General features: G+C 70.9%; 20 protein-coding genes. 7 read left to right on the top strand and 13 right to left on the bottom strand.

Annotation, left to right across the window (positions count from 1 at the left end; genetic code table 11):
• Positions 1 to 26: 26 nt before the first annotated feature.
• The 9 genes from J3P44_RS25685 to J3P44_RS23750 all read right to left on the bottom strand — a co-directional run bounded on the left by J3P44_RS25685 (position 27) and on the right by J3P44_RS23750 (position 12,792).
• Positions 27 to 2,426, bottom strand: coding sequence for a putative glycosyltransferase family protein (locus tag J3P44_RS25685; RefSeq protein ID WP_255892999.1), 2,400 nt, complete (start codon positions 2,424 to 2,426; stop codon positions 27 to 29).
• Positions 2,423 to 3,457, bottom strand: coding sequence for a glycosyltransferase family 2 protein (locus tag J3P44_RS23785; RefSeq protein ID WP_255892998.1), 1,035 nt, complete (start codon positions 3,455 to 3,457; stop codon positions 2,423 to 2,425). The genes J3P44_RS25685 and J3P44_RS23785 overlap by 4 nt, the downstream gene beginning before the upstream one ends.
• Entirely contained in the window at positions 3,454 to 3,708 is a 255-nt protein-coding gene (locus J3P44_RS23780) for a hypothetical protein (RefSeq protein WP_255892997.1), read from the bottom strand. Before J3P44_RS23780 ends, J3P44_RS23785 begins: the two co-directional genes overlap by 4 nt.
• Positions 3,705 to 5,027, bottom strand: coding sequence for a DUF6752 domain-containing protein (locus tag J3P44_RS23775; RefSeq protein WP_255892996.1), 1,323 nt, complete (start codon positions 5,025 to 5,027; stop codon positions 3,705 to 3,707). The genes J3P44_RS23780 and J3P44_RS23775 overlap by 4 nt, the downstream gene beginning before the upstream one ends.
• Positions 5,024 to 6,589, bottom strand: coding sequence for a LicD family protein (locus tag J3P44_RS23770; protein WP_255892995.1), 1,566 nt, complete (start codon positions 6,587 to 6,589; stop codon positions 5,024 to 5,026). Before J3P44_RS23770 ends, J3P44_RS23775 begins: the two co-directional genes overlap by 4 nt.
• A 47-nt stretch (positions 6,590 to 6,636) precedes the next feature.
• Positions 6,637 to 9,663: a cutinase family protein gene (locus tag J3P44_RS23765; RefSeq protein WP_255892994.1), complete on the bottom strand. Its 3,027-nt coding sequence runs from the start codon at positions 9,661 to 9,663 to the stop codon at positions 6,637 to 6,639.
• A gap of 1 nt (position 9,664) precedes the next feature.
• Entirely contained in the window at positions 9,665 to 11,035 is a 1,371-nt protein-coding gene (locus tag J3P44_RS23760; RefSeq protein WP_255893105.1) for a phospholipase D-like domain-containing protein, read from the bottom strand.
• Positions 11,036 to 11,215: 180 nt separating this feature from the next.
• Positions 11,216 to 11,644 (bottom strand): hypothetical protein, encoded by a 429-nt coding sequence (locus J3P44_RS23755; RefSeq protein WP_255892993.1) that lies wholly within the window; start codon positions 11,642 to 11,644, stop codon positions 11,216 to 11,218.
• Positions 11,641 to 12,792, bottom strand: a complete 1,152-nt coding sequence (locus tag J3P44_RS23750; protein WP_255892992.1) for an exonuclease/endonuclease/phosphatase family protein — start codon at positions 12,790 to 12,792, stop codon at positions 11,641 to 11,643. Before J3P44_RS23750 ends, J3P44_RS23755 begins: the two co-directional genes overlap by 4 nt.
• 138 nt (positions 12,793 to 12,930) lie before the next feature.
• On the opposite strand from J3P44_RS23750, the gene J3P44_RS23745 reads away from it, so the two are divergent.
• From J3P44_RS23745 to J3P44_RS23730, 4 genes are read left to right on the top strand one after another with little or no spacing between them, the layout of a single operon-like run.
• Positions 12,931 to 14,205 (top strand): magnesium transporter MgtE N-terminal domain-containing protein, encoded by a 1,275-nt coding sequence (locus J3P44_RS23745; protein ID WP_255892991.1) that lies wholly within the window; start codon positions 12,931 to 12,933, stop codon positions 14,203 to 14,205.
• Entirely contained in the window at positions 14,202 to 14,750 is a 549-nt protein-coding gene (locus tag J3P44_RS23740; protein ID WP_255892990.1) for a DUF1003 domain-containing protein, read from the top strand. Before J3P44_RS23745 ends, J3P44_RS23740 begins: the two co-directional genes overlap by 4 nt.
• 31 nt (positions 14,751 to 14,781) lie before the next feature.
• Complete coding sequence (locus tag J3P44_RS23735) at positions 14,782 to 15,942, top strand: Mrp/NBP35 family ATP-binding protein (protein ID WP_255892989.1); 1,161 nt, start codon at positions 14,782 to 14,784, stop codon at positions 15,940 to 15,942.
• 16 nt (positions 15,943 to 15,958) lie between these two features.
• On the top strand, positions 15,959 to 16,279 hold the full coding sequence (locus J3P44_RS23730) for a sec-independent translocase (protein WP_255892988.1): 321 nt from the start codon (positions 15,959 to 15,961) through the stop codon (positions 16,277 to 16,279).
• Between the two features lie 20 nt (positions 16,280 to 16,299).
• Here the strand turns inward: J3P44_RS23730 and J3P44_RS23725 are convergent, their stop codons facing one another.
• Positions 16,300 to 16,854, bottom strand: coding sequence for a hypothetical protein (locus tag J3P44_RS23725; protein WP_255892987.1), 555 nt, complete (start codon positions 16,852 to 16,854; stop codon positions 16,300 to 16,302).
• A 101-nt stretch (positions 16,855 to 16,955) separates the two neighbouring features.
• Between J3P44_RS23725 and J3P44_RS23720 the strand changes: the two genes are divergently transcribed.
• From J3P44_RS23720 to J3P44_RS23710, 3 genes are read left to right on the top strand one after another with little or no spacing between them, the layout of a single operon-like run.
• Positions 16,956 to 17,708 (top strand): LysM peptidoglycan-binding domain-containing protein, encoded by a 753-nt coding sequence (locus J3P44_RS23720; RefSeq protein ID WP_255892986.1) that lies wholly within the window; start codon positions 16,956 to 16,958, stop codon positions 17,706 to 17,708.
• The gene (locus J3P44_RS23715; RefSeq protein WP_255892985.1) at positions 17,708 to 18,235 is read left to right on the top strand and encodes an Rv3235 family protein; all 528 of its coding nucleotides are present in this window, start codon (positions 17,708 to 17,710) and stop codon (positions 18,233 to 18,235) included. The genes J3P44_RS23720 and J3P44_RS23715 overlap by 1 nt, the downstream gene beginning before the upstream one ends.
• A 26-nt stretch (positions 18,236 to 18,261) precedes the next feature.
• Positions 18,262 to 18,879, top strand: coding sequence for a GrpB family protein (locus J3P44_RS23710; protein ID WP_255892984.1), 618 nt, complete (start codon positions 18,262 to 18,264; stop codon positions 18,877 to 18,879).
• A gap of 28 nt (positions 18,880 to 18,907) precedes the next feature.
• Here the strand turns inward: J3P44_RS23710 and secA are convergent, their stop codons facing one another.
• The 3 genes from secA to J3P44_RS23695 form a co-directional block, all read right to left on the bottom strand.
• Positions 18,908 to 21,754 (bottom strand): preprotein translocase subunit SecA, encoded by a 2,847-nt coding sequence (gene secA, locus J3P44_RS23705; RefSeq protein ID WP_255892983.1) that lies wholly within the window; start codon positions 21,752 to 21,754, stop codon positions 18,908 to 18,910.
• 15 nt (positions 21,755 to 21,769) lie between these two features.
• Entirely contained in the window at positions 21,770 to 22,999 is a 1,230-nt protein-coding gene (locus tag J3P44_RS23700) for a winged helix-turn-helix domain-containing protein (RefSeq protein ID WP_255892982.1), read from the bottom strand.
• A 65-nt stretch (positions 23,000 to 23,064) separates the two neighbouring features.
• On the bottom strand, positions 23,065 to 23,739 hold the full coding sequence (locus J3P44_RS23695) for a response regulator (protein WP_255892981.1): 675 nt from the start codon (positions 23,737 to 23,739) through the stop codon (positions 23,065 to 23,067).
• Positions 23,740 to 23,785 lie beyond the last annotated feature (46 nt).

Raw genomic sequence — 23,785 nt, 5'->3', positions numbered from 1 at the left:
TCGCGGTGGGACGCTCGGGAGTCTAGTTATCGGTCGTTCACCTGGGCAGGGCCCGCGTCCGAGACTGTTGTCACATCGTCGCGGGGCTCCAGCGGGCCTCGGTCCCCGGCCGTCCAGGGGTGCTCCTCGGGGCGGCGACGGCGCCAGGCGCGCCAGCCGACGAGGGCCAGGCCGAGACCGAGCGCCGTGCCGATGCCGGCACCCACCAGGCCGATCGCCAGGCCCGGCGGGCGGTAGGTGAGGTCGACGGTGCCCGCGGCACCGGGAGGCAGGGTGACGGTCAGCAGCCCGACGTCGCTGCGGGTGACACTGAGCGGCTTGCCGTCGAGCTCGGCCGACCACCCCGGCCAGGCAAGCATCGAGAACACGAGCTGTCCGCCCTCGTCCGCGGCGGTCACGTCGACCGTCTCGTGCAGGTTGCTGCGGCTGCTGGCACCGGCGACCTCGATGCCGTCGGAGGCCCAGGACAGCTCGGAGCCGGCCCAGGGCTGCTCGCCGTCATGGCGCAGCACGATCGCGCCGCCGTCGCTCGACTCCTCGGTCCAGCCCTCCCCCGGCGTGACGCCCTTGGCCAGCTTGGCCTGCACGACGATGGTGTCGAGCTTCATCAGGTCGGCGAGCGGCGGCTGGCCGGACCCACCGACCTTCCAGAGGTTGCGGTAGCCGCAGGCCTGCGTGAGGCCGTCGTACTCCATGCAGAAGTTCGTGGTGAAGGGCACGAAGCCCATGCCGGTGTAGCTGTTGACAGCCTCGACCCCGGCGGGGTGGTACATGCTGCCGGGGAGGTAGGTGTCCCACTGGCGCTCGAGCTGGCCGACCCGGCCCTTCTTCTGCAGCGGCTTGAGGTCGGCGAACTGCATGACTCGTCCCTCGCGGTCCGCAAAGGTCTTCTGCAGTGCCGCGACGTCGCTCGGCACGTGCCACACGCGGGAGCTGGCGTTCTCGCCGAACACCGAGACCTGCATGGCCAGCACGGCACCGACGCCGCCGATGGCGACCAGCGACACGAGCGCTGTCCGCCGCACGACCAGATGGGCGGCGAGCGCGACCACGGTGAGCACGGCCACGACCCCGGTGCCGATCACAGCACGACGCAGGGCGCTGGGGTCCTGCGACCAGGTGAGCCAGCCCAGGACGACGATGATGAGGCCGGTGCCGACCAGCCGCGGGCGCATCGTGGAGCGGGCCAGGCCCTGGCTGAGCAGGACCGCGAAGACGACCAGGACGCCGAGGTAGAAGTACTCGATGACCCGCAGCGGCCAGCGGAAGAGCCACAGCTTGCTCGGGCCGAGGGTCAGCGCGAGGTAGGCGGCCGACACCAGGCCCAGGCCCACGAACTCGCGCGCGCGCCGGCGCATCACGTCGTAGCGCAGCCACGGCAGCAGGGGCAGCACGAACCAGGCCAGGAACGTGGCCGGCACCATCATCGGCCCGGTGATCGCCTTGATGGGCGGGGTGTGGAGCGGCGAGCTCGCCGCCAGCAGGTCGCCGGCGGTCGGGCGCAGCTTGCCGCTGTTCTCGAAGAGCGCGCCAGTGGTGCGGATCGCGAGGTCGGAGGACTCCAGGAGCGGCAGGTAGACCAACGGCAGGAACGCGGCCACCGCGATGCCCACCAGGGCCAGCCGCACCACCCCGCCCCAGGCGCGCTGCACGAGGCCCTCGACGACGAGCGCCGCACCGACCGTGATCACCGCGAGGGTGCCGTAGGGGTTGCCGTTGAGCACCGCCAGCAGGCCGGCAAGGAACGCCCAGAAGGGGCTGCCCACGCCACGCAGTGCGCGGCGGAAGGTGAGCCACACCCACGGGGCGTAGGCGAAGGCCATCAGGCCCGACGGCCATGAGCCGGCGTCCCAGAAGAGCGTGAAGCCGGAGAACGGCAGCGCGATGGCGACGGCGGCCGCCGGTGCGGGCACGGCGTCGTACTCGCGGGCGAGGAGGTAGGTGCCGAGCGCGAGCAGGACCATCACCGTGGCCTTGACGGCGTAGGTCGACACCGCCAGGTCGGGGCCCATCGAGAGCGCCACCCACACCAGCACGTTGAGCGGGTTGTAGGTGCCGAAGAGCGCCTCGGCGACGTAGTTGCCTCCGGCCCACGACTGCGGGTCGAGCCACAGCGGCCACTGGCCCTCCCGGACCATCTGGCCGAAGTGCCACCACGTCGGCGCGAACTGCGCCGCGGTGTCGCCACGCTGGTAGAACCAGCCGGTGATCAGGAACGGAACGGCCGTGTAGGCCGCGGTCACCACGACCACGAGCAGCGGCCACAGCCAGGCGGCGCGCGGCTCGGTGGGGACGACGCGACGTACGTCCGGGCGGGCACGCCTGCGGTGGCTGTTGCGCGGGACGGTCGGCGTGGTCGGGCTGGTCGGCGTGGTCGAGGTGGCCCGGGCGGTCGAGGTGGCCCGGGAGGGACTGGAGTCGGTCACGCCGGCTCGCTCCGTTCGGTCGACTGGTCCTCCAGCTCGTGGAGGGCCTCGTGCTCGCGCCCCAGGGCGGTGGTCACCGGGACGCCGGACTCGCTGCTCTCCTTGAGCAGGAACAGCGGGCGCTGCTTGGTCTCGGCGTAGATCCGGCCGAGGTACTCCCCGATCACGCCGAGCACGATCAGCTGCACGCCGCCGAGGGCGGTGACCGCGCAGATCGTGGTGACGTAGCCCGGGACGCTGTTGCCGTAGCGGATGGCGTCGACGAGCACCCACAGGGCGTAGCCGACGGCCACCAGGGTGACCAGGATGCCCAGCCAGATCGACATCCGCAGCGGGCGGTAGTTGAAGGACACCACGCCGTCGATGCCGTAGTTGAACAGGTCGCGCATCCGCCACTTGGTGGCACCCGACTCGCGCGAGACGTTCTCGTAGTCGACCACTGCGGTCGGGAAGCCGATCCAGGCGAAGAGGCCCTTGGAGAAGCGGTTGGTCTCGCCGAGGGTGAGCAGGGCGCGGACGGCGCGACGGTCGAGCACCCGGAAGTCGCCGACACCGTCCTGGAGGTCGACCTCGACCAGGCGGTTCATCAGCTTGTAGTAGAGGCGGGACAGCGCGGTGCGCACGACCGGGTCGTTGGTGCGCGTGCGGCGCGCGACGACCTGGGAGTACTCGCCCGACGCGAGCAGCGGCAGCATGGTCGCCAGCAGGCTCGGCGGGTGCTGCAGGTCGGCGTCCATGATCGCGACATTCTCGCCGCGCGCATGGCTGAGCCCGGCGAGCATCGCCGACTCCTTGCCGAAGTTGCGGCTCAGCGAGAGGTAGCGGAAGCGCGGGTGGGTCCGGTGCACCTCGCGCAGCATCGCGAGCGTGCGGTCGCGGCTGCCGTCGTCGACCAGGATCACCTCGAAATGGGGGGTCAGCGCGGAGAGCTGCTCGGTGAGGACCTCCACCAGGCGCGGGAGCGACTCCTCCTCGTTGTAGCAAGGAACCACGACGGAGAGCTCGATGGGCGGGGCCGACATGTCAGTCATGCTCCCATCCCCTCTCCCGTCGATCCGTGGGTGCGCCGTGACAGCACTTCTGCGACCTCGCGCTCGAGCCGGTCGACCATCGCGGTCAGCGGCACCTCGAGCTCGCGATTCTCCCTGATCGCCTCCGCCAGCGAGGTGACGTCGGACTCGAGGTCGACGAGCTCGTCGAGGCCCGCGGCGCCAGCGACGCGCGCGCCCACCTGCCGTCGTACGCCGTCACGCAGCCGATCGACGCGCCTGCGGGTGCTCACAGCGACCGGTCCCGGTAGGTGCGCAGGGCCTGCATGGTGATCTCGTCGTCCTGCTGCGCCGCGGGGAGCAGCAGCTGCGTCACGACGTCGGAGAGCGTGGCCACGCGCAGGTGCAGCGCCCGGGACGCCTCCACCTCGGCCTCCAGCTCGGCGATCCGCTTCTCCAGGCGAGCCACGCGTCGGTCACGCACCGGGGCGGCCAGCCGGGCGAGTGAGCCCCGGAGGGCGCCCTTGACCTCGGCCGTCGCGCGGGACCGGCGGCTGCCGGGCTCCTCGGCTCTGTCGCCGGGGGCGGGAGTGCGTACGTCGGCGCCGGCCGCGCGCGCCCACACGAGCAGGTCGGCGAGCGCGAGCGCTGCCGCACCGGCGACCTCGGTGTCGTCCACCTCTCCCGGTGTCCGCGCCTCCGCGGGCGCCGGGCGCAGGTCATCGAGGTCCCCGTGGACGACGTAGCCCGCAGCGGTGATCGCGGCGATCGCGGACTCGGCCTGGGCCGCGGCCTCCTCCGCCTGGCCGTCGGTGAGCCCGATCGGCTCGCGCCCGATCGGGGCCAGGATCGTGTGGGCGAGCAGGTCGCGCATCCACAGCGACTTCTGGCGACCGCCGCGGATCCGGCCGTCGATCGAGGAGTTGACGCGGCGGAGCAGCTCGGCCTCGACCACGCCCAGCGACTCGTTGACCCGCTCGACGCCGAGGTCGAGGTCCTCGACCTCGGCCAGCCCGGTCGCACTCGCGAAGCGGTGCCACAGCTCGTCGGAGGCGGCCCGCGTGGGCACCGTGACGACGTGGACCCGCTCCGCCGGGAGGTCCGCACCCCAGCGCGCAGCGACGTTGGCCGGCTGCATGGTGCGCCAGCCCCACTCGCTGTCGGCAGCGGTCTCCTGGGGCGGCGACCAGGACTCCAGCGGCTTCGTGAGGCCGAACTTGAGCTGCTCCTGCCACGAGGAGGCGATGGCCTTGCCGAGGTCGCGCGCGGAGACCACCACGTGCACCTCGATCCCCTCCAAGCGGGCGAGCGCCGTGCGGACCTGCTCCGCCGAGGCGTTGGCGAAGAGCTCGTAGCTGACGATGGCCGCGGTGCCGTGCCACTCGCGGACCTGCTCGGTGATCCGGTCCCAGGCGTCGCGGGCCGCCGCCGGGAGGTCGTCGAGGCGCCGGTCGTCGCGCACCGCCATCGCGGCGTGGATCAGCTCCAGTCGCGGGCCGACCACCAGCACGCCGGCGCCGGCCAGGGTCGCTGCGTTGTGCTCCAGCACCTGCTGGATGAAGGTGGTGCCCGACTTCGGGCCACCCACGTGGAGGTACACGACCTGCGTCATCGGTCCGTCCGACCTTCCTGCGCTCCGTATTCGACCATCATCCGCCACCGCTGCGGGGTGCCGGTGCGACTGGCCCGGGAGGCCGCCGCGAATCCCTCGCGGTGCAGCACGCGCCCGCCACTGGCGCGTACGTCGTCGACCACGGCGGTCGGGTCGACGGGCCAGAGCCGCGGCGAGCCGGTGCGCTCCTGGGCGAGCCGGCACTGTCGCGGGGAGCGGCTGACGCCCTCGACGAACACCCGGCCTCCATCGCTGAGCGCCATCGCGGCGAAGCGCCAGAGCTGGTCGCGCGACCGGGGCGGGACCGCCTCGAGGACCTGCCGGGCGGTGACCACCTTGGGGCCCTTCTGCCGGGCCGCGAGCGCACCGACGGTGAGCACGTCGCGCTCGTCGAGGAGGTTGATGACCCGGCGCCCGACGCTGTCGGGGAGGTCGATCTCCTTGCCGCCCAGCGCGTGCTTGCCCGGGTGGGCGTAGTCGTAGCCGATGGCCTTGCACCCGGCCCGGTGGTAGGCCCGGAGGTCGGCCGACGAGCCGGACCCCACATCGAGGACGCGGGGCGTGCCGTCGAGCTGCTCGACGACCCAGTGCGCGAACGGGCTCGGGCGCATGCTCGCCGCCCCCACCTGGCCGTTGAACTGCGTCCAGTCGCGCCGGTTGGTCATCACCGAGCCGAACCACGCGTCGAAGCGGTCGGTGATCTCGCGCGAGGGCAGGTGCCGGAAGGACGGGTCGGGGACGCGCCACTGGGGGCCGTAGGACACCGTCAGCATCCGGTCGGGGTCGGCCGGGGCCGGCATGTCGCGACCCTCGAACTCGAGCAGGCGCAGCGGCAGGACGGCCGAGCGGGGAACACGCTCGCGCACCGTCGCGGTCTCGTGCAGCAGGTCGCCGACGTAGAAGCAGGTGTAGATGTCGATGCCGTCCTCGCCGCCGTCCGGGGCGTCGTAGACGACGGTGATGAAGCTCGCGGTCTTGTGCTTGACGGAGATGCCGGCGTCGACCAGTGCGCGGGCGATGTCCCACATCTCCACGGCCATCTCGGCGGGACTCGGCTTCTCGGAGAGGTAGCAGAGGTCGATGTCGCTGTCGTGGCCGATCACCTTGCCGGAGCGGGCGGCGCCCAGCAGCGTCCCGAACGAGATCCATCCCTCGATCCCGCAGGACTCACGCATGACGTCCAGGACCCGCTCGGCCATGGCGGTCATCGCCTCGACGGCCCCGCCCTCGCGCCGGGTCTCGAAGATGCGCTGGGTCAGCCCCCACTTGTCGATGATGACCGGGTTGCCGAACCGGTCAACCAGCTCGACGCGTCCCTGCCCGGCGCCGAAGGTGACCTCCTCACGGAAGACCTCCTCCTCGTCGACCGTGACGGTGACCAGAGACGAGCCGTCCAGGCGCGCCTTGAGCCGCTTGGGCCACGGGACGGTGACCGGCTCGGAGCCCTCCTCCACCGCGACCGACCAGCCGCGCCAGCCGTCGAAGTGAACGTCGAGGGAGCCGTCGAAGCCGCGCTCGAGGTGGAGTCCGTCGTCGTCGACGCGCTGCACGCTCGCCTTCATCGCGACTCCTCCCCTGCCCCCGCTGCTCGATATGGGCAGCCGGGACACTACTGCACGGTGAAGCGCGAGGAGACCACCGCGTGGTCGGTCGTGCGCCGCACCTGGGCGCCCTGGTTGACCTCGGTGTTCTCGAACGTCCCGCGCCCGAAGATCCAGTCGACGCGCATCGCGGCGGGCGGGCGGCAGGTGGCGCCCTTCGCCTCGCCACCCACCGCTGCGTTGAGGTCGAGGGGACAGGCGATCCTGCGGAAGGCCTTGGCGTGCTCGTTGAGGTCACCGGTGACGAGCACCGGCAGCCCGTCGACGCCCAGCCGCTTGACCACCTGCTTGATGATGTCCATGCCCTTGTCGCGGTCGGCCTGCATCTTGCCGGGCGAGAGGTGGGCGTTGATCCAGTAGATCTCGCGGCCGGTCGACGTGTGGCGCAGCCGGACCAGCGCCTGCGGGCGCGAGGCCTTCATGAACGGCATCTGGACGGTGTTGCCCCAGACGTAGGTCCACTCGGAGTCCTTCCACATCACCGACTGCGGCGCGGCCTCGTACCCCATGGTGTTGCCGGGATAGAACGAGAACTCACCGTTGGTCGCCACGTCCAGCGAGCCGATCTGGTCGGGCTGCGGCTCGGAGAGGCCGACCAGCGTGGCGCCCCGCTGGCTGATGAGCGTCTTGGCCCACTCGCTGCGGACGCGCCCCGGCGCGAAGTTGGGGCGCGCGCCACCGGGCGCGGTGTGCTGGCTGCCGAGGATGTTGAAGGTCATCACCTCGGTGGACAGCGGGCCTCGGCGGGCCCGGGCGTTGACACCCGGGCGTCCGGCGATGGCCTTCTCGGCGATCTTGGACGCGGTCCACTTGCGGACCTGCTTGTCGGTCACGACCGCGCCGGGACCCCAGGGGGCCGCGGCCTCGGCGGGCATGCTCGCCGCTGCGATGGTCCCGTTGCCGAGCTGGCCGGTCTCGTTGCCGCCCCAGCAGCCCGCGCCCTCGGCGCACAGGTGGAGCCAGCCGCCGGTGACCGGACCACTGGACGCCAGGCCGGCCGCGACCGGGGTGCTCGAGCCGCTCCCGCTGGCAGCGGGGCCGAGCTGACCGTAGCGGTTGTCGCCCCAGCACAGCACCTGCCCGTCGGTGCGGGTCGCGCAGGACGCGGTCACCGCGGTGCCGACAGTGGTGAAGGTGTCGCCGCCGGCGACCTGGACCGGCTTGGCCGAGTTGATGCGGGTGCCGTTGCCGAGCTCGCCGTTGGCGTTCTCGCCCCAGCACCAGACCTGCCCCGTCGGGGTCACCCCGCAGGCACGGCCCCAGGTCGTCGAGACCTGGGCGAGCAGGATGCCGCCGGTCACGACCGTCGGCTGGACGCGTGTGGTGATCGTGCCGTCGCCGACCTGGCCGAAGGCGTTGTCGCCCCAGCAGTACGCCGTACCGGTGGTGGTGGTGCCGCACGTGCTCCAGCCGCCGGCAGACACCGACGTCCACTGCTGGCTGCCCAGCACCCGGACGGGCGCGCTGCTGCGAGCCGAGGTGTTGCCGGCGCCGAGCTGGCCGCGCTGGTTCTGGCCCCAGCACCATGCGGAGCCGTCGGTCTGCGTGGCGCAGGCGTGCTGCCACGAGGTCGAGACGTCACGCCACGTCGTAGCGGTGCCGACCTGCCGCGGCAGGAGGGAGGTGGCCTTGTCGGCGCCGCCGAGCTGCCCGAAGTTGTTGAGGCCCCAGCACCACAGGGTGCCGTCGACCTTGACGCCGCAGGTGAAGCTGCCGCCGGTCGCGATCCGCGACCACCCTGTGCCAACCACCTGGACGGGGCTGATCCGCAGGGTCGTGGTGCCGTCACCGAGCTGGCCGAAGTCGTTGCGGCCCTGGCACCAGGCCGTTGCGTCGGCGCGGACGGCGCACGAGGACTGTCCACCGGCCGCGGCACCACTCGAGGGCTGGCGGACGAGCACCAGGAGACGACCGGTCTTGGGAGTGGTCGCCGGCGAGACGCCGCTCACGGTGAAGTCGACCTGGTAGGTGCCGGCCGTGTCGATGCGCCCGGTCAGCGCGCCGCTCTCGCTGAGGCTGAGCCCGGCGGGGACGGAGACGGGGGTGAAGCGCGCCGCGGGGGGTGTCGGGGAGCCGCCGACGACGGCGATCTGCGTGGAGATCGCCTCACCGACGCCCACGACGACCTGCTGCGAGGCGGGGACGGGCCACAGCGAGACCTGGGCCCAGGCCCGGTCCGCGGCCGTACGCATCGCGGAGCGGGACTTCTTCGAGGCGTAGGACAAGGAGAGCGCGAGCGCGCGACGGGCCGAGACCTTGCTCGGGTTGCAGATCAGGTCGCCCTTGTGGCACACCGACACGACCCGGAAGGTGCCGCTGGGGTCGGGGACGTCCCCCGTGGACTTCGTGAAACGGGTCAGGATCCCCTCGGAGTTCTTGGCGGCGGCCGGGTTGCCCAGCGGGCGGCCCGCCGACGACTTCCGCACCCTCGAGGGGTCCGAGACGGTGACGGCACCGGCCACGTTGGCCAGGGCGTCCTTCTCGTCGAGGTCCTGGAGCACCCGGTGCGCGACGGCCGCGCCCTGCGCGTAGCCGACCAGCAGCACCTGCTGCTCGGGGCAGCTCGCCAGCCGGGCGTTGACAAGCTTGCGCGTCGCCTTGGTGCCGGAGCGGATGGGCTTCTTCCAGCGGGTGAGGCCGGCGCGGCTCACCGCGCCCGCGCCGGGACCGCTCTTGGTGCGAAGCGTGACCACGGGCCCGGGTGTCGAGAGCCGCACCCGCTTGAACGCCGAGGTGCGTCCCTGGTTCTTGGCCTTGGCGGCGATCTTGTTGGCGACGGACGCGACCACCTGCCCGGGGCGGTCCTTCTTGCCTTGTCCGTTGCCGTCGATGCCGACGACGAGGACGTCGACACAGGCGGTGCTTCGCCTGGCCTCGCCCGGTGAGGCCTGGGCGGCCGCTGCCGTCGTGCTCTGGGCGGCCAGGAGGAGGCCGGCCACGAGGCCGACCGTCGCGAGCTGAGCGACCGCGGGTGCGAACCCGGCTACGGGAGATTCCTTGCGGACTCGTCGGGACCGGATGCGCAGCGGGGTCATCTCAGTTCTCCTCCTTGATGAGGGCGTAGGGGTCGACGCCGCGCTTCTTCGCGCGTGCCGCCACGAGAGCGTCGTACCGGTCCTGCGCAGCCGCGCGGGCCTCATAGGTGTCCCGGGCCCCCACAGCCGTGCGGGCGGTCGGGTCGAAGCCCTTGTTGCCCGGGTGCTCCGGGCCCCAGATCTTCGGGCGGTGGGTGAACATGTAGTCGATCCACTGCATGTAGCGGGTGGTGACCCACTTCTTGCGGACCACCCCGACGACCTCGTCGCTGGCCAGGGCCACCGAGGTCCAGTTGGCCGAGCCGTTCCAGGTGATCTTCGCGGCAGGGTCGCCGGCGATGTTGCCGCTGACGGCCATCGTCTTCATGTGGACGTAGCGGTCGTAGAGCCCGTCCTCGTTGTTGTCGTAGGCCAGGTGCGTGAGCGGGACCTTGGCGGCACGCATGATCCGGAGGACCTCCCCGCCGAACATGGCGTAGACGAGGCGGATGTTGCAGCCCTGCTTGCGCATCTGGGCGAGCTTGCGGGCCAGGGCCAGTCCCCGATCGCCGTACATCGAGGTCTGGGCGATCCGGATGCGGGTCCTGCCACCCGACGTGGCCGCGCCGGTGCAGGAGATGGTGTTGAGGACGTCCATGATCGGGTCACTCACCGCGCCCGCGCCGACGAAGGGGTAGAACCCGGTTGCGGTGACGCCGTCGTCGTAGCCGGTGAGCGGGTCCGCTATCGGCTTGTCCTGGACCATCTGGTTGAAGACGTCGAGGAAGTTCTTGTAGCGCGGTTCGTCGTTCTTGAACGTGTAGAGGTCGTTCCACTGGATCGTGGCACCGAGCTCGGTGGCGTTGTAGGACCCGAACATGCCGACGAACGGCACGGTCTTGACCTGCTTGTTCTTCTTCACGCGCACCTTGTTGAAGAGGAAGAACTTCGAGTGCGGGATGCCGTGCTTGCCGCGGCAGGACTTGATGCACCGCCGCACGAAGCTCTTCTTCGACCTCGAGCGGTCCTTGTTGCCGGCCTTGAGCGCCGCGGCGAGGCGGGCGGCGTCGGCGTTGGGGTTGACCGGGTTCCAGTTGGCGCGGTCCATGACCACCTGGACGCTCACGTTCCGCTTGTGCGCGCGGATGAGGGAGTTCGTGATGGCAGCGCTCCGCACGTTCCACGCCGAGATGCGGATCTTGCCGCCGTGGGGCACCGAGTCGATGGTGCGGTTGACCTGCTTGATCAACCGTCGGACGGCCGCTGGCTTCCCGTAGGGGTTGTTGAACGCCGGGCCCGTCTTGGGCACGTAGTAGTCGGGCGTCGCCGACGCGGGGGCCGAGACCCCGGAGAGCGACACCGCGACCAACGCGGTCGCGACGAGCATGATCATCTTGCGCACAGCTGGATTCCCCACAAACTGGTGTGTGCCACGGTGACCCTCCGGCCTGCACGCAAGCAGGAGCGGTCCCCGTGACGAACGACTGTTGACTCTATCTCACTTTTCCCATCAGTCACATCAGCACCAGTGGTTGCGTGTCGACGTGACCGTGGCGCCCGGATCGGGCTCGGCTCAGGCCCCGCAGGAGGCCATGACCTTCTTGAACTCTGGGTTGCGCGCCAGCGGAGTCTCCGACTCGTTGATGACCTCGCCCTTGGCCGCGTAGAAGGTGCGGCCGAAGGTGACCAGGTGCTGACCCGACGAGCAGTGGTAGACCAGCGCCTCCATCCACTTGTCCTTCTCGGCGTCCTGGCAGCCGGCGTACTTGTGGGGAAGGGTCTCCCCTGCCACCCACACCTCGGAGCACACGGGACCCTTGGGCTCCTCGCTCGGCTCCTCCGTGGGCGTCTCGCTGGGCTCCTCGGTGGACGTGCTGGTCGCAGTGCCGGGCGACTCCTCCGCTGAGCCCGGCTCTTCCTCCCCGCATCCACTGAGGCCGAGGCCTGCGACGAGCGCAAGGGTGATGGTGGCCCTACGGACCCTGGTCGACGTTCGCGTCATGGTGTTTCCCCCGGATCGACGACACTCACAGCTGCGTGGATGAAGTAGTGGTCACTGATCCTGGCCAGCGTAGCCCCGTCCTGGACGTAGCCGGAGAAACTCACGCCGGCGCCGCCGCCACCCATGATCCAGTCCACCCGCAGGGGTGGGGGCGGCAGTGAGCAGCCCGCGCCGCCCCCGTTGGCCGCGAGGGACCCGGTGGCCTGGCAGACCTTGTAGAAGAACTCCTCGTGCTCGTTGACGTCGCCGCCGATGAGGACCGGCTTGCCGGACTCGGCCATCAGCCGCTGCATCAGGGAGATGGCGATGGCGGTGCCGGAGTCGCGCTCTCCCTCGAGGCCGCGAGCCGAAGTGTGGATCGAGATGACCCAGAACTCGGCGCCGGTCCCGAGGTCGCGGAGCAGCACGTAGGGCATCGGGATGCTCTGGCTGTCGAAGGTGAAGGTGACCGAGCCACCGTCGAGCATCTCGAACTGCGAGGAGCGCCAGGCGATCTGGAGCCGCTGTCCGTTGCTGCCGAGCGAGTGCTGGGGCCAGATCGAGTAGCCGGCGAGGCGGTTGTTGAGCACGGCGAGCTGGTCGTCCTGGACCTCGGACATGGTCAGCACGTCGACGCCGCGGCTCATCACCAGCCCCGCGGCCATGGCGGCCCGGTCGGTGCCGGGGCCGTAACCTCCCGGGCCGGCGGAGTGCTGGCTCCCCAGGATGTTGAGCGCGCCGACCCGGAAGCTCGAGGTCTTCTCCATCGCCGCGAGGCGGGCCGCGCGTCGCAGCCGCTTGGCCTTCAGCCTGGCCTTGCGCGCCTCGATGCGGGCCTGCATCTTGCGCTCGTGGACGACGGCCGCGCCTCGCCGCGCGGCAAAGTTGTCGAGGGCCACCGCCCGGCGCGACCTCAGCGTGGCCGACCCGGCGAGCGCGACGTCGCGGCGGTCGCTGCGGGAGGCCTCCCGGTCGTGCTTCGCGGCGATCCCCGTCCCGGAGATGCCGCCCGAGCCACGGTCGACCCCCGCGGCGGGATCCTCGTCGACGGGAAGGAGCAGCAGGGACGCCACCATCAGTCCGGTGACCACGCAGGCCGGGACGAGCAGACGCCACGTCGACCGGGCAGGCTTCGCCGCGCGTCGAGGTGCGGCGCGGTGTGAGGGCACGGGTGAACGGATCCTTCTGGCTCAGGGCGAGTCGCCCCACGGGCGAGGCAGGGCCGATCGAGGGTAACCCATCAACGCTCCGGCGCCCATGTCGTCGGGACACTCCTCCTCGGCTCCGCGCACGCTAACGTTGCCGCCGTGAGCACCGCGCCGACCCGTGTCTTCGTGGCCCGGCTCGTCGGGCTGCCGATCTTCGACCCCCAGGGCGACCAGGTGGCCAAGGTGCGCGACCTCGTGGTGGCCATGCGCTCGGACTCGACCAACCAGCCACGGGTGCTCGGCATGGTGGCCGAGGTCTTCGGCCGGCGCCGGATCTTCGTGCCGATGACCCGCGTCACCGGCATCGACAGCGGTCAGGTCTACACGACCGGCCTGCTCAACATGCGTCGTTTCGAGCAGCGCTCCACCGAGACGCTGGTCATGGGACAGATGCTCGACCGCCGCGTGGTCATCAAGGAGACCGGCGTCCAGGGCACGGTCTACGACGTCGCGATGGAGCAGGCGCGCAACCGCGACTGGGTGCTCTCGCGTGTCGCCGTCCAGGAAGCGTCCAAAGGCTTTCGCCGCCGCGGCCAGACCCACATCGTCGAGTGGCGCGACGTCGAGGGCCTCACGACGCGTGAGGAGACCCAGGGAGCGACCCACCTCATTGCGGCGCTCAACGAGATGCGCCCGGCCGACGCCGCCAACGTCGTCCATGACCTGCCTCGCGAGCGCCGGATGGCTGTCGTCGCCGCGATGGACGACGAGCGGCTCGCCGACGTGCTCGAGGAGCTGCCCGAGGAGGACCAGGTCGAGATCCTCGAGCTGCTCGACTCCGAGCGTGCCGCCGACGTGCTGGAGGAGATGTCGGCCGACGACGCCGCCGACCTGATCGCCGACCTTCCCCCCGACACGGCCGCCACCCTGCTGGGGCTGATGGAACCCGAGGAGGCCGAGGACGTGCGGCGACTGATGTCGTACGCCGACGAGACGGCCGGCGGCATGATGACGCCCGAGCCCGTCATCCTCTCCCCCGATGCCACCGTCGCCGACGCGCTCGCGCGCGTGCGCAACCCGGAGCTCACGCCGTCGCTGGCAGCGCTCGTCTACGTCTGCCGCCAGCCGCTGGAGACGCCCACCGGCCGCCTGCTGGGCGCCGCCCACATCCAGCGCCTGCTCCGCGAGCCGCCCTCGACGCTCGTGGCCGCGGCGCTCGACGAGTCGATGGATCCGCTGCGCCCGGACGCGACCATCGACGCGGTGGCGGCGCACCTGGCCACCTACAACCTCGTCGCGGCGCCGGTCGTCGACGAGGAGGGTCGCCTCCTCGGCGCGGTGACGGTGGACGACCTGCTCGACCACATGCTGCCCGACAACTGGCGGGACCAGGCCGATCGGCCCGGGCCCATCACAGGAGGTAGGGGCCGGTGAGCGAACCCCGGTCCCGCGTGCGCCTCGACACGCCTCGCGACACCCGTCGTTCGCCGCTGGTGCGCCGACCGAGCTACGACGACGACGCCTTCGGGTCCTTCGCCGAGAAGTTCGCGCGCTTCATGGGCACGGCGAAGTTCCTGATCTACATGACGCTGTTCGTGATCGCGTGGATGCTCTGGAACACGCTGGCGCCCGGGGAGTGGCGGTTCGACGAGTTCCCCTTCATCTTCCTCACGCTGATGCTCAGCCTCCAGGCGTCGTACGCCGCCCCGCTGATCCTGCTCGCCCAGAACCGGCAGGAGCACCGCGACAAGGTCATCGCCGAGCAGGACCGGCAGGCCAACGCCCGCGCCCACGCCGACATGGAGTTCCTCGCTCGCGAGGTGGCATCGCTGCGGATGGCCGTCGGCGAGGTCGCCACTCGCGACTTCCTGCGCTCGGAGCTGCGCGGCCTCCTCGGTGACATCGACGAGCTGTCGCGGCCCAAGGCCCCGGAGGACCAACAGGCACCCCCCGACCAGGTTTCTCGACCGGGACCGTGACGTCGCGGGGCGGCTCGTAGACTGATCGATCATGAGCACCCCCACGCAGCAGCAGGTGATGGACGCACTCGCGACCGTCAACGACCCGGAGATCAAGCGTCCGATCACTGACCTGGGGATGGTGGACTCCGTCGAGGTGGCTCCGGACGGCTCGGTCGCGGTCCACGTGCTGCTGACGGTGGCGGGCTGCCCGCTCAAGGACACGATCAACCGCGACGTGACCGCCGCCGTGTCGGCCGTCCCCGGCGTCGCGTCGGTGGACCTCAGCCTGGGCGTGATGACGGCCGAGCAGCGCGCCGGCCTCAAGGAGATCCTGAGCGACGGCCGCGCCCAGCGCGAGATCCCGTTCGCCCAGCCGGGCTCGCTGACCAAGGTCATCGCCATCGCCAGCGGCAAGGGCGGCGTCGGCAAGTCGTCGGTCACGGTCAACCTCGCTCTCGCACTGGCGAAGGAGGGCCTCAAGGTCGGCATCGTCGACGCCGACATCTACGGCCACTCGGTCCCGGCCATGCTGGGCATCGCCGACAGCAGCCCCACCCAGGTCGACGACCTGATCATGCCGGTGCCCACCCCCAGCGGTGTCTCGGTGATCTCGATCGGCATGCTCAAGCCGCGCCGCGACCAGGTCGTCGCGTGGCGCGGACCGATGCTCGACCGGGCGCTCGTCCAGATGCTCGCCGACGTCTACTGGGGCGACCTCGACGTCCTCCTCCTCGACCTGCCCCCCGGCACCGGCGACGTCGCGATCTCGCTGGGCCAGCACCTGCCCAGTGCCGAGGTCGTGGTCGTCACCACTCCGCAGGAGGCCGCGGCCGAGGTCGCCGAGCGCGCCGGCACCATGGCCTCGATGATGCACCAGCGGGTCGTCGGCGTCGTCGAGAACATGAGCTACCTCCCCTGCCCCCACTGTCCCGCCGAGGACGACCACCGGCTCGAGGTGTTCGGCAGCGGCGGAGGTGCCCGCGTGGCGCGAACCCTGTCCGAGCGGTTCGGCTACGACGTCCCGGTCCTGGGCAGCATCCCGCTCGACCTCGCGTTGCGCGAGGGCGGTGACGTCGGCAAGCCCATCGTGGACGCCGATCCGACCGCTCCCGCGGCCCGCGAGCTCACCCGCGTGGCCCAGACCCTGTCGGGTCGCGGCCGGGGACTTGCCGGGATGCAGCTCGGACTGACCCCCACCAGCAAGTTCTGACCAGTAGGTTCTGAGCATGTTCGACGTGGGGCTCCTCGAGCTGGCCGTGATCGCCCTCGTGGCGGTCGTCGTGCTGGGTCCGGACAAGCTGCCCGACCTCGCGCGCCAGGCCGCCCAGCTGCTCCACCGTGCCCGCGGCATGGCCCACAACGCCCGCGACGAGCTCCGCAACGAGCTCGGCCCGGAGTACGCCGACCTCCAGCTGCGCGACCTCGACCCCCGCGCAATCGTGCGCAAGCACATCAGCGAGGCGATGGCGGAGGTCGACCGCGAGCGGGCCACCAAGCCCACGCTGGCCGAGGGGCAGGTCCCGCCCTACGACGTCGAGGCCACCTAGATCTCCAGCCAGATCTCCAGCTAGGTCCGCTGGTCCTCGCGGCTCTGCACCGCCACCAGCCCGTCGTACGGCACCAGCAACAGGTCGCCCAGGCGGTCCGCCCCGGAGCGACACTCCAGGAAGTCGGCGCCGACGCGCTCGACGTACGCCTCGTGGCGGGTGCCGTCGACGAGGTGCACCACGCAGCGCGCCTCGGCGTCGGCGACCCGCCGCAGGGCCGCCCGCAGGCCGAGCCGGTCGACCGGTGACCACGCCACCTCAGGGACCGACCGCTCGCTCGCTCCCCGTACGCCGACGACCCAGCGCAGCGGCACGATCCAGTCCTGTCCCTGGCCGCCCAGCAGGCACCATGACCCACCGACCCGGTCCAGGCGACCCTCGATGCGCCCCACGTGCGGGAGGTGGAGGGCGACCTCCTCGCCGCGCGAGGCCATCAGCCGGCTCGCGAGCGTGACCGAGCCGTACTCGGTCCGCGCCCGGTCGGCCAGCTCCGCCTCGCGGTCGGCCTCCCACAGCGCGGTGGCCTGGCCCTCGAGGTCGTCGAACAGCGCGAACAGCTCGTTCTCCCACGACATGCCGTGAGCCTAGAGGCCGTCGCCGCGCTGGGGAGAACCCGTTGACATCGGATTCAAACCTTCGTTGAATGATGCAAATAGACGCAAACGAAAGGTTTGACGTGTCTCGGGGGAACAGCAGCACGTGGCGACCGGTCGCCGTGTGGTCGGTCGTGACAGCGGCCGCCGGAGCGGCCGCGGGTGCAGTGCCCGGCGCCTGGGCGTCCCGGACCGCGGCCGGACCCCACGCGTTCGCCGACCTCCTCGTCGCGACGTGCGCGACAGGGCTGGCGCTGGCGCTCGTCTGGCTGTGGGTGATCACCACGCTCACCGTGGCGGGTGTTCTCAGCGGGAGCGCGCGGGCCGGCGGCGGCGCGACCCGGCGGCTGGTCCTGGTCGCCTGTGGCGCCGCAGTGCTGGCGGGCACGGGCGCCCCCGCGCTGGCCGCCGGAGGAGACGGCAGCGAGGTCCTGGTCGGGCTGCCGCTGCCCGAGCGCACGGTCGCTCCCCCGCAGCGGACCGCTCCGTCCCCGCCCGACGCGCCGGCCGAGGCCCGGCCACAACCCGACGCCCAGCCCCAGATCCAGCCCCAGGTCCAGCCCGGGGCCCGGCGCGAGGTCACAGGCAACGGGACCTACGTCGTCCGCCGCGGCGACTCGCTGTGGTCCATCGCCCGGCGCCACCCCGGCGACTCGGGCTCGGTCGACCTCCGCTGGCGTGCGATCTGGCAGGCCAACCGCGACGTGGTCGGCGACGACCCCGACCTGATCCACCCCGGACAGGCTCTGCGCCTGCCTGACGGCGCCCCAGACAACGCCACTGCCAACACCCAGGCCCACGACAGGGCCGACGACACAGAGGACGGAGACCGATGATGAGCACGCCGGACATCCATGCCGAGGTCATCTCGCTCCCGGCACCCCGCCCGGGGGCTGGGGAGCTGGCCAGCGTCCAGGGCGCGCTCGCGCTCGACCTGATGCCTCGCACCGCTCCCCCACGACCCCGTCTGCGCAGCGCCCGCACCTTCGACCTGGTCGCGGCCGAGGCGGTCGACCGGAGCCGGGTGGACGCGTTCGTCGGGCGCTACCTGCAGGCCGCGGTCGAGATCGCCGCGGGCGACCGGCCGGTGGGGCAGGTCCTGCGGCACACCGTGCCGGAGATCTACGAGGAGCTGGCCGCGCGCGCCCGCACCGTCACCGCGGCGGCCGGGCTCGCGCCGGGACAGGCCCGCGGGCCCAACCCTGCTCGCCCGGTCGTGGTCGGCGTCCGGACCGCCCTGATCCGCACCGACGCGGTCGAGGCCAGCGCACACGTGCGCTACGGCCGTCGCTCGCGCGCCGTCGCCGCCCGTTTCGAGATCGTGCGGGACCGCTGGCAGTGCGTCGCACTGGCTTGGGGCTGAGCAGGCGTTCCTGCTTGGATCGGCACGTGCCGACGCCTGAGGAGATCATCCGGACACACGACCAGGCTGAGATGGTGCGCGTCCACGCCCGTCCCACGGGTTACACCCTGCGGATCGAGGAGCCGGACCCCAGGTGGGCACAGCACTACGCCGTGCTCGAGAGGCAGATCCGAGCCGCCCTGGGCGACCGCGTCCTCGACATCCAGCACATCGGCTCCACCGCAGTGCCGGACCTCCCTGCCAAGCCGATCGTCGACATCGACCTGGCCGTGGCGGATCCTGTCGACGAGCCCGCCTACGTCCCCGACCTCGAAGAGCTCGGCTTCGTGCACTGGCACACCGAGCCCGACTGGCACCAGCACCGCCTGCTCAAGCAGCTGACCGAGCCGCGGGTGCACCTGCACGTCTTCGGGCCCGACTGTCCGGAGATGATCAGGCACCAGATGTTCCGCGACTGGTTGGTCGCGCACCCGGAGGACCGCGCAGGCTACGCCGACGCCAAGCGCACCGCGGCCGCACGGATGGCGGCCACCGGGGACGATCACGGGGCGCTCGGTTTCGGGATGCGTGACAACGCGATCAAGGAACCTGTCGTGCTCGCCATCTACGAGCGGATGTTCCGCGACGCCGGGCTGCTCGACTGAGCCCGACGTCAGTCGTGGAGGAGGCCGCTCAGCCGCCCGCGCGCGTCGTGTAGCCCGAGGCGCCGCCCGGCGCACCGTGGCAGCGCTTGAACTTCTGGCCGGAGCCGCACGGGCACAGGGAGTTGCGCCCGACGCCCGCGAACGGGTCGTCAGCGGACGCCGCCGCGGCGTGGACCTCGGCCTCGCCGTCCTCGGCGGGTGCGCTGTAGGACAGGTTCTGCGGGCGCGACGGCTTCTCCAGGCCCTTGGCGCGGATCTGCGGGGCGTGCGCCTGGGCCTGCGCGAAGTCGATCTGGGGAGTGGCTGCGGAGACCTGGGGAGCCGCGACCGACGCCTGCTCGGGCGCCCTGTCCTCGTCGCCGCCGTCGTCGTCGCCCTCCTCCTCGACCTCGACCTGGAGGTTGAAGAGGAAGCCCACCGACTCCTCCTTGATGCCGTCCATCATCGCGGCGAACATGTCGAAGCCTTCGCGCTGGTACTCCACGAGCGGGTCGCGCTGGGAGTAGGCGCGGAGGTAGATGCCCTCCCGGAGGTAGTCCATCTCGTAGAGGTGCTCGCGCCACTTGCGGTCGAGGACCGAGAGGACCACGCGTCGCTCGAGCTCGCGCTGGACCTCCTCGCCCATCTCGTCCTCGCGACGGTCGTAGGCCTCCTGTACGTCCTTCTGGAGGTCCTCGATGAGGCGCTCGCGGCTGAGTCCCTCGAGCCCGCCGGCAGCCTTGATCACGCCGTCCTTGGTGAGGCCCATCGGGTAGAGCTGGCCGAGCGCGGTGAACAGACCGTCGAGGTCCCAGTCCTCGGCATAGCCCTCGGTGGCGCCGCGGACGTAGCCGGTGATCACGTCGTCGATGAAGCCGCGGATCTGCTCGCCGAGGTCCGCTCCTTCGAGGACGCGGCGACGCTCGGCGTAGATGACCTCACGCTGGCGGCTCATCACGTCGTCGTACTTGAGGACGTTCTTGCGGGACTCGAAGTTCTGCGACTCGATGTTGGCCTGGGCCCCTGCAATCGCGTTGCTCACGCGCTTGGCGTCGATCGGTACGTCGTCGGGGACCTTCAGCACGGTGAGGATGCGGTCGACCCACTCGGACTTGAAGAGGCGCATCATCTCGTCCTGCAGCGACAGGTAGAACCGGGACTCCCCCGGGTCACCCTGGCGGCCCGAACGACCACGGAGCTGGTTGTCGATGCGGCGCGACTCGTGGCGCTCCGTGCCGACGACGTAGAGACCGCCGAGGTCCCTCACCTCGTCGTGCTCGGCGGCGACCTGCGCCTTGATGCGCTCGACCATCGCCGGCCACGCGGCGTCGTACTCCTCCGGGGCCTCGACGGGGTCCAGGCCCTGCTTGCGCAGCTCCTGGTCGGCGAGGAAGTCGACCGACCCGCCGAGCATGATGTCGGTGCCTCGACCAGCCATGTTGGTGGCGACGGTGACCGAGCCCTTGTGGCCGGCGAGCGCGACCACCTTGGCCTCGTCGGCGTGCTGCTTGGCGTTGAGGACGGTGTGCGGGATCCCGCGCTTCTTGAGCAGGTTGGAGAGGTACTCCGACTTCTCGACCGAGACCGTGCCCACCAGGATCGGCTGGCCCTTCTCGTGGCGCTCGGTGATGTCGTCGGCGACCGCCTCGTACTTGGCCTCCTCGGTGCGGTAGACCAGGTCGAGGTTGTCGACGCGCTGCATCGGCCGGTTCGTGGGGATGGGCACGACGCCGAGCTTGTAGATCTTGTCGAACTCGGAGGCCTCGGTCATGGCCGTGCCGGTCATGCCGGACAGCTTGTCGTAGAGACGGAAGTAGTTCTGCAGGGTGATGGTGGCGAGGGTCTGGTACTCCTCGCGGACGGTCACGCCCTCCTTGGCCTCGATGGCCTGGTGCAGGCCGTCGTTGTAGCGGCGCCCGGCCAGCATGCGGCCGGTGTGCTCGTCGACGATGAGCACCTCGCCGTCCATGACGACGTACTCCTTGTCGTTGCGGAACAGCTCCTTGGCCTTGATGGAGTTGTTGAGGAAGGAGATCAGCGGGGTGTTGACCGAGTCGTAGAGGTTGTCGATGCCCAGGTGGTCCTCGACGCGGGTGATGCCGGGCTCGAGGACGGAGATGGTGCGCTTCTTCTCGTCGACCTCGTAGTCAGTGTCGCGGACCATCGAGCTCGCGATCTTGGCGAACTCGGCGTACCACTTGACCTCGTCCTGCGTCGGGCCGCTGATGATCAGCGGGGTCCGGGCCTCGTCGATCAGGATCGAGTCGACCTCGTCGACGATCGCGAAGTTGTGGCCGCGCTGGACGCACTCCTCGACGGAGTCGGCCATGTTGTCGCGCAGGTAGTCGAAGCCGAGCTCGTTGTTGGTGCCGTAGGTGATGTCGCAGTTGTAGGCCTCGCGCCGCTCCGCGGGACGCATCGACGGCAGGATCACGCCGACGGTCATGCCGAGGAAGTGGTGGACGCGGCCCATCTGCTCGGACTGGAACTTGGCGAGGTAGTCGTTGACCGTGACGACGTGGACGCCCTTGCCGGCGAGGGCGTTGAGGTAGGACGGGAGCACGGCGACGAGGGTCTTGCCCTCACCGGTCTTCATCTCGGCGATGTTGCCGAGGTGGAGCGCGGCGGCACCCATGATCTGCACGTCGAAGGGGCGCATGCCCAGCACGCGCTTGCTCGCCTCGCGGACCGTCGCGAAGGCCTCCGGCATGATGTCGTCGAGGCTCTCACCGCCGCTCAGGCGCTCACGGAACTCGTCGGTCATCGCGCGGAGCTCGTCGTCGCTCATCTTGACGAAGTCGTCCTCGATGGCGTTGACGGCCTTGACGATGGCTTCGAGCTCTCGAAGGATCTTGCCCTCGCCGATGCGGAGCAGCTTGTCGATGATGGCAGGCACGAGTGGTAACTCTACCTACCGTCCCAACGCGGCCCTCAGCGCGTCGGACAGGTCGCCGTGGCGACCGACCACGACGTCGTCGAGGCCGAGCCAGCCGGCGAGGCGGCGCAGCTCGACCGCCAGCTCGGCGGCCGTCTCCGCAGGAGCGTGGTCCTCGGCGAAGGCGCCCGGCACGAGGAGGATGCGATTGGCCCGGTCGGCCTTGAGGTCGACCCGCCCCACGAGCCGGTCGCCCAGCAGGAACGGCAGCACGTAGTAGCCGTGGAGCCGCTTCTCTGCGGGGACGTAGATCTCGATCCGGTAGAAGAAGTCGAAGAGCGCATCGGCGCGCGCCCGCTCCCACACGACGGGGTCGAACGGGCTGATCAGGGTGCGGGCGCCGACCCGCCGCGGCAGCCGGGCCTCGCGGTGGACGTACGCCTGCCGCTTCCAGCCCTGGACCGTCACCGGGGTCAGCTCCCCGGCCTCCACCAGCTCGTCGATCGCGACCTTCACGCTCGGCCCGCCGGGTGCCGGCTGGAGCCGGAGCCGGTAGTAGTCGGCGAGGCAGGCGGCGGACGCGACCCCGTGGGACCGGGCGGCACGGCGCACGAGCTCGGTGACCGCCTCCTGGGGCGTGGGGGTGGGGGCGTCGAGGACGGTCGCGGGGAGCACCCGCTCCGGCAGGTCGTAGACCACCTCGAACTGGCTGTTGCGCCCAGCGATCGCGACGTCCCCCACCAGGTAGAGGTAGTCGAGGACCTTGCGCGACTCCGACCAGTTCCAGCCCCAGTGCTCCTTGGTCCGCGGGCCCGTGCTGAACTCGCGCTCCAGGTCGCGGGCGGTCACCGGTCCCCGGTCGCGGACGGCCGCGAGGACCCGCGGCTCGAGATCGGCGTCGGCGGTGAAGCCCCACTTGCCCCGCTCCCCGCGGTACTTCTCCCTCCGGTGCTGCATCAGCGGCCAGAGGTCCACCGGCATGAGGGCCTGCACGTGCGCCCAGTACTCGACGACGCGACGCGGCCCAGGCCCCGCCTGGCCCTGGGCGCGGTCGAGCAGGCCCACGTCGTAGGGGCCCATGCGGGAGTAGAGCGGCATGTAGTGCGCGCGCTGGAGCACGTTGACCGAGTCGACCTGCAGGACGCCGGTCCGGGCCAGGGTGCGGTCGAACGTGCGCATCGAGGGCGCCGCGTGGGGGCGATCGCAGAAGCCTTGGGCGGCGAGCGCGATCCGGCGCGCCTGCACCGCGGTCAGTGTCTCCGTCACGCCCGGAACTCAACCATGAGCGACCGACAGCGGGGCCCGAGGACCGGCGTGTCCGGTCAGTACGCCTAGGGCAGGTCGAGCAGCTTCTCGCGCATGGCGTACATGACGGCCTCCATGCGGGAGTGGAGCTGCAGCTTCTCCAGGATGTTGCGGACGTGGTTCTTCACGGTGTTCTCGGAGATGAAGAGCTCCTTGGCGACCTCGCGGTTGTTGAGGCCCTTGGCCACCAGCCGCAGCACCTCCAGCTCGCGCTCGGTGAGGCGCAGGGCCGGACCCTGCTCGCGCTCGGGCTTGGACATCTGCTTGAACTCGTCGATGAGCTTGACCGCCATCGACGGGCTGATCAGCGACTGGCCCTCGTTGACGACGCGGACCGCCTGGGCGACCTCCTCGATCGAGGAGTCCTTGAGCAGGTAGCCCGAGGCGCCGTTCTTGACCGACTCGTAGAGGTCGGCCTCCTCGTCGGAGACGGTGAGCATGATGATCTTGGCCGACGGCACGACCTCCTTGATGGCCCGGCACGCCTCCACGCCAGTGCGACGAGGCATCCGCACGTCGAGCAGGATCACGTCGGGAGCGGTCTTGACCGCGAGCTCGGTGGCGGTCACGCCGTCGGCGGCCTCGCCGACGACCTCGATGTCGCTGTCACCGCCCAGGAGCATGATCAGGCCACGCCGGAAGAGCTCCTGGTCGTCGACGACCAGGACGCGGACGGGTTCGCTGCCTGTTGCCTCGGTCACGCGGGCATCATGTCATGCGCGCATGACCGAGGCGCAGCGGCAACGC

The organism is Nocardioides astragali, assembly GCF_024436375.1.
Taxonomy (GTDB): domain Bacteria; phylum Actinomycetota; class Actinomycetes; order Propionibacteriales; family Nocardioidaceae; genus Nocardioides; species Nocardioides astragali.
The sequence above is the reverse complement of the archived record's forward strand: the minus strand, read 5'-3'. Positions and strand labels throughout refer to the sequence as shown.

What these genes read in the sequence shown, in the direction of transcription:
- J3P44_RS23785 (WP_255892998.1), bottom strand. Translation starts at nt 3,457, where the DNA reads ATGACTGACATGTCGGCCCCGCCCATCGAGCTCTCCGTCGTGGTTCCT.
- J3P44_RS23775 (WP_255892996.1), bottom strand. Translation starts at nt 5,027, where the DNA reads ATGACGCAGGTCGTGTACCTCCACGTGGGTGGCCCGAAGTCGGGCACC.
- J3P44_RS23770 (WP_255892995.1), bottom strand. Translation starts at nt 6,589, where the DNA reads ATGAAGGCGAGCGTGCAGCGCGTCGACGACGACGGACTCCACCTCGAG.
- J3P44_RS23765 (WP_255892994.1), bottom strand. Translation starts at nt 9,663, where the DNA reads ATGACCCCGCTGCGCATCCGGTCCCGACGAGTCCGCAAGGAATCTCCC.
- J3P44_RS23760 (WP_255893105.1), bottom strand. Translation starts at nt 11,035, where the DNA reads ATGATCATGCTCGTCGCGACCGCGTTGGTCGCGGTGTCGCTCTCCGGG.
- J3P44_RS23755 (WP_255892993.1), bottom strand. Translation starts at nt 11,644, where the DNA reads ATGACGCGAACGTCGACCAGGGTCCGTAGGGCCACCATCACCCTTGCG.
- J3P44_RS23735 (WP_255892989.1), top strand. Translation starts at nt 14,782, where the DNA reads ATGAGCACCCCCACGCAGCAGCAGGTGATGGACGCACTCGCGACCGTC.
- J3P44_RS23730 (WP_255892988.1), top strand. Translation starts at nt 15,959, where the DNA reads ATGTTCGACGTGGGGCTCCTCGAGCTGGCCGTGATCGCCCTCGTGGCG.
- J3P44_RS23725 (WP_255892987.1), bottom strand. Translation starts at nt 16,854, where the DNA reads ATGTCGTGGGAGAACGAGCTGTTCGCGCTGTTCGACGACCTCGAGGGC.
- J3P44_RS23715 (WP_255892985.1), top strand. Translation starts at nt 17,708, where the DNA reads ATGAGCACGCCGGACATCCATGCCGAGGTCATCTCGCTCCCGGCACCC.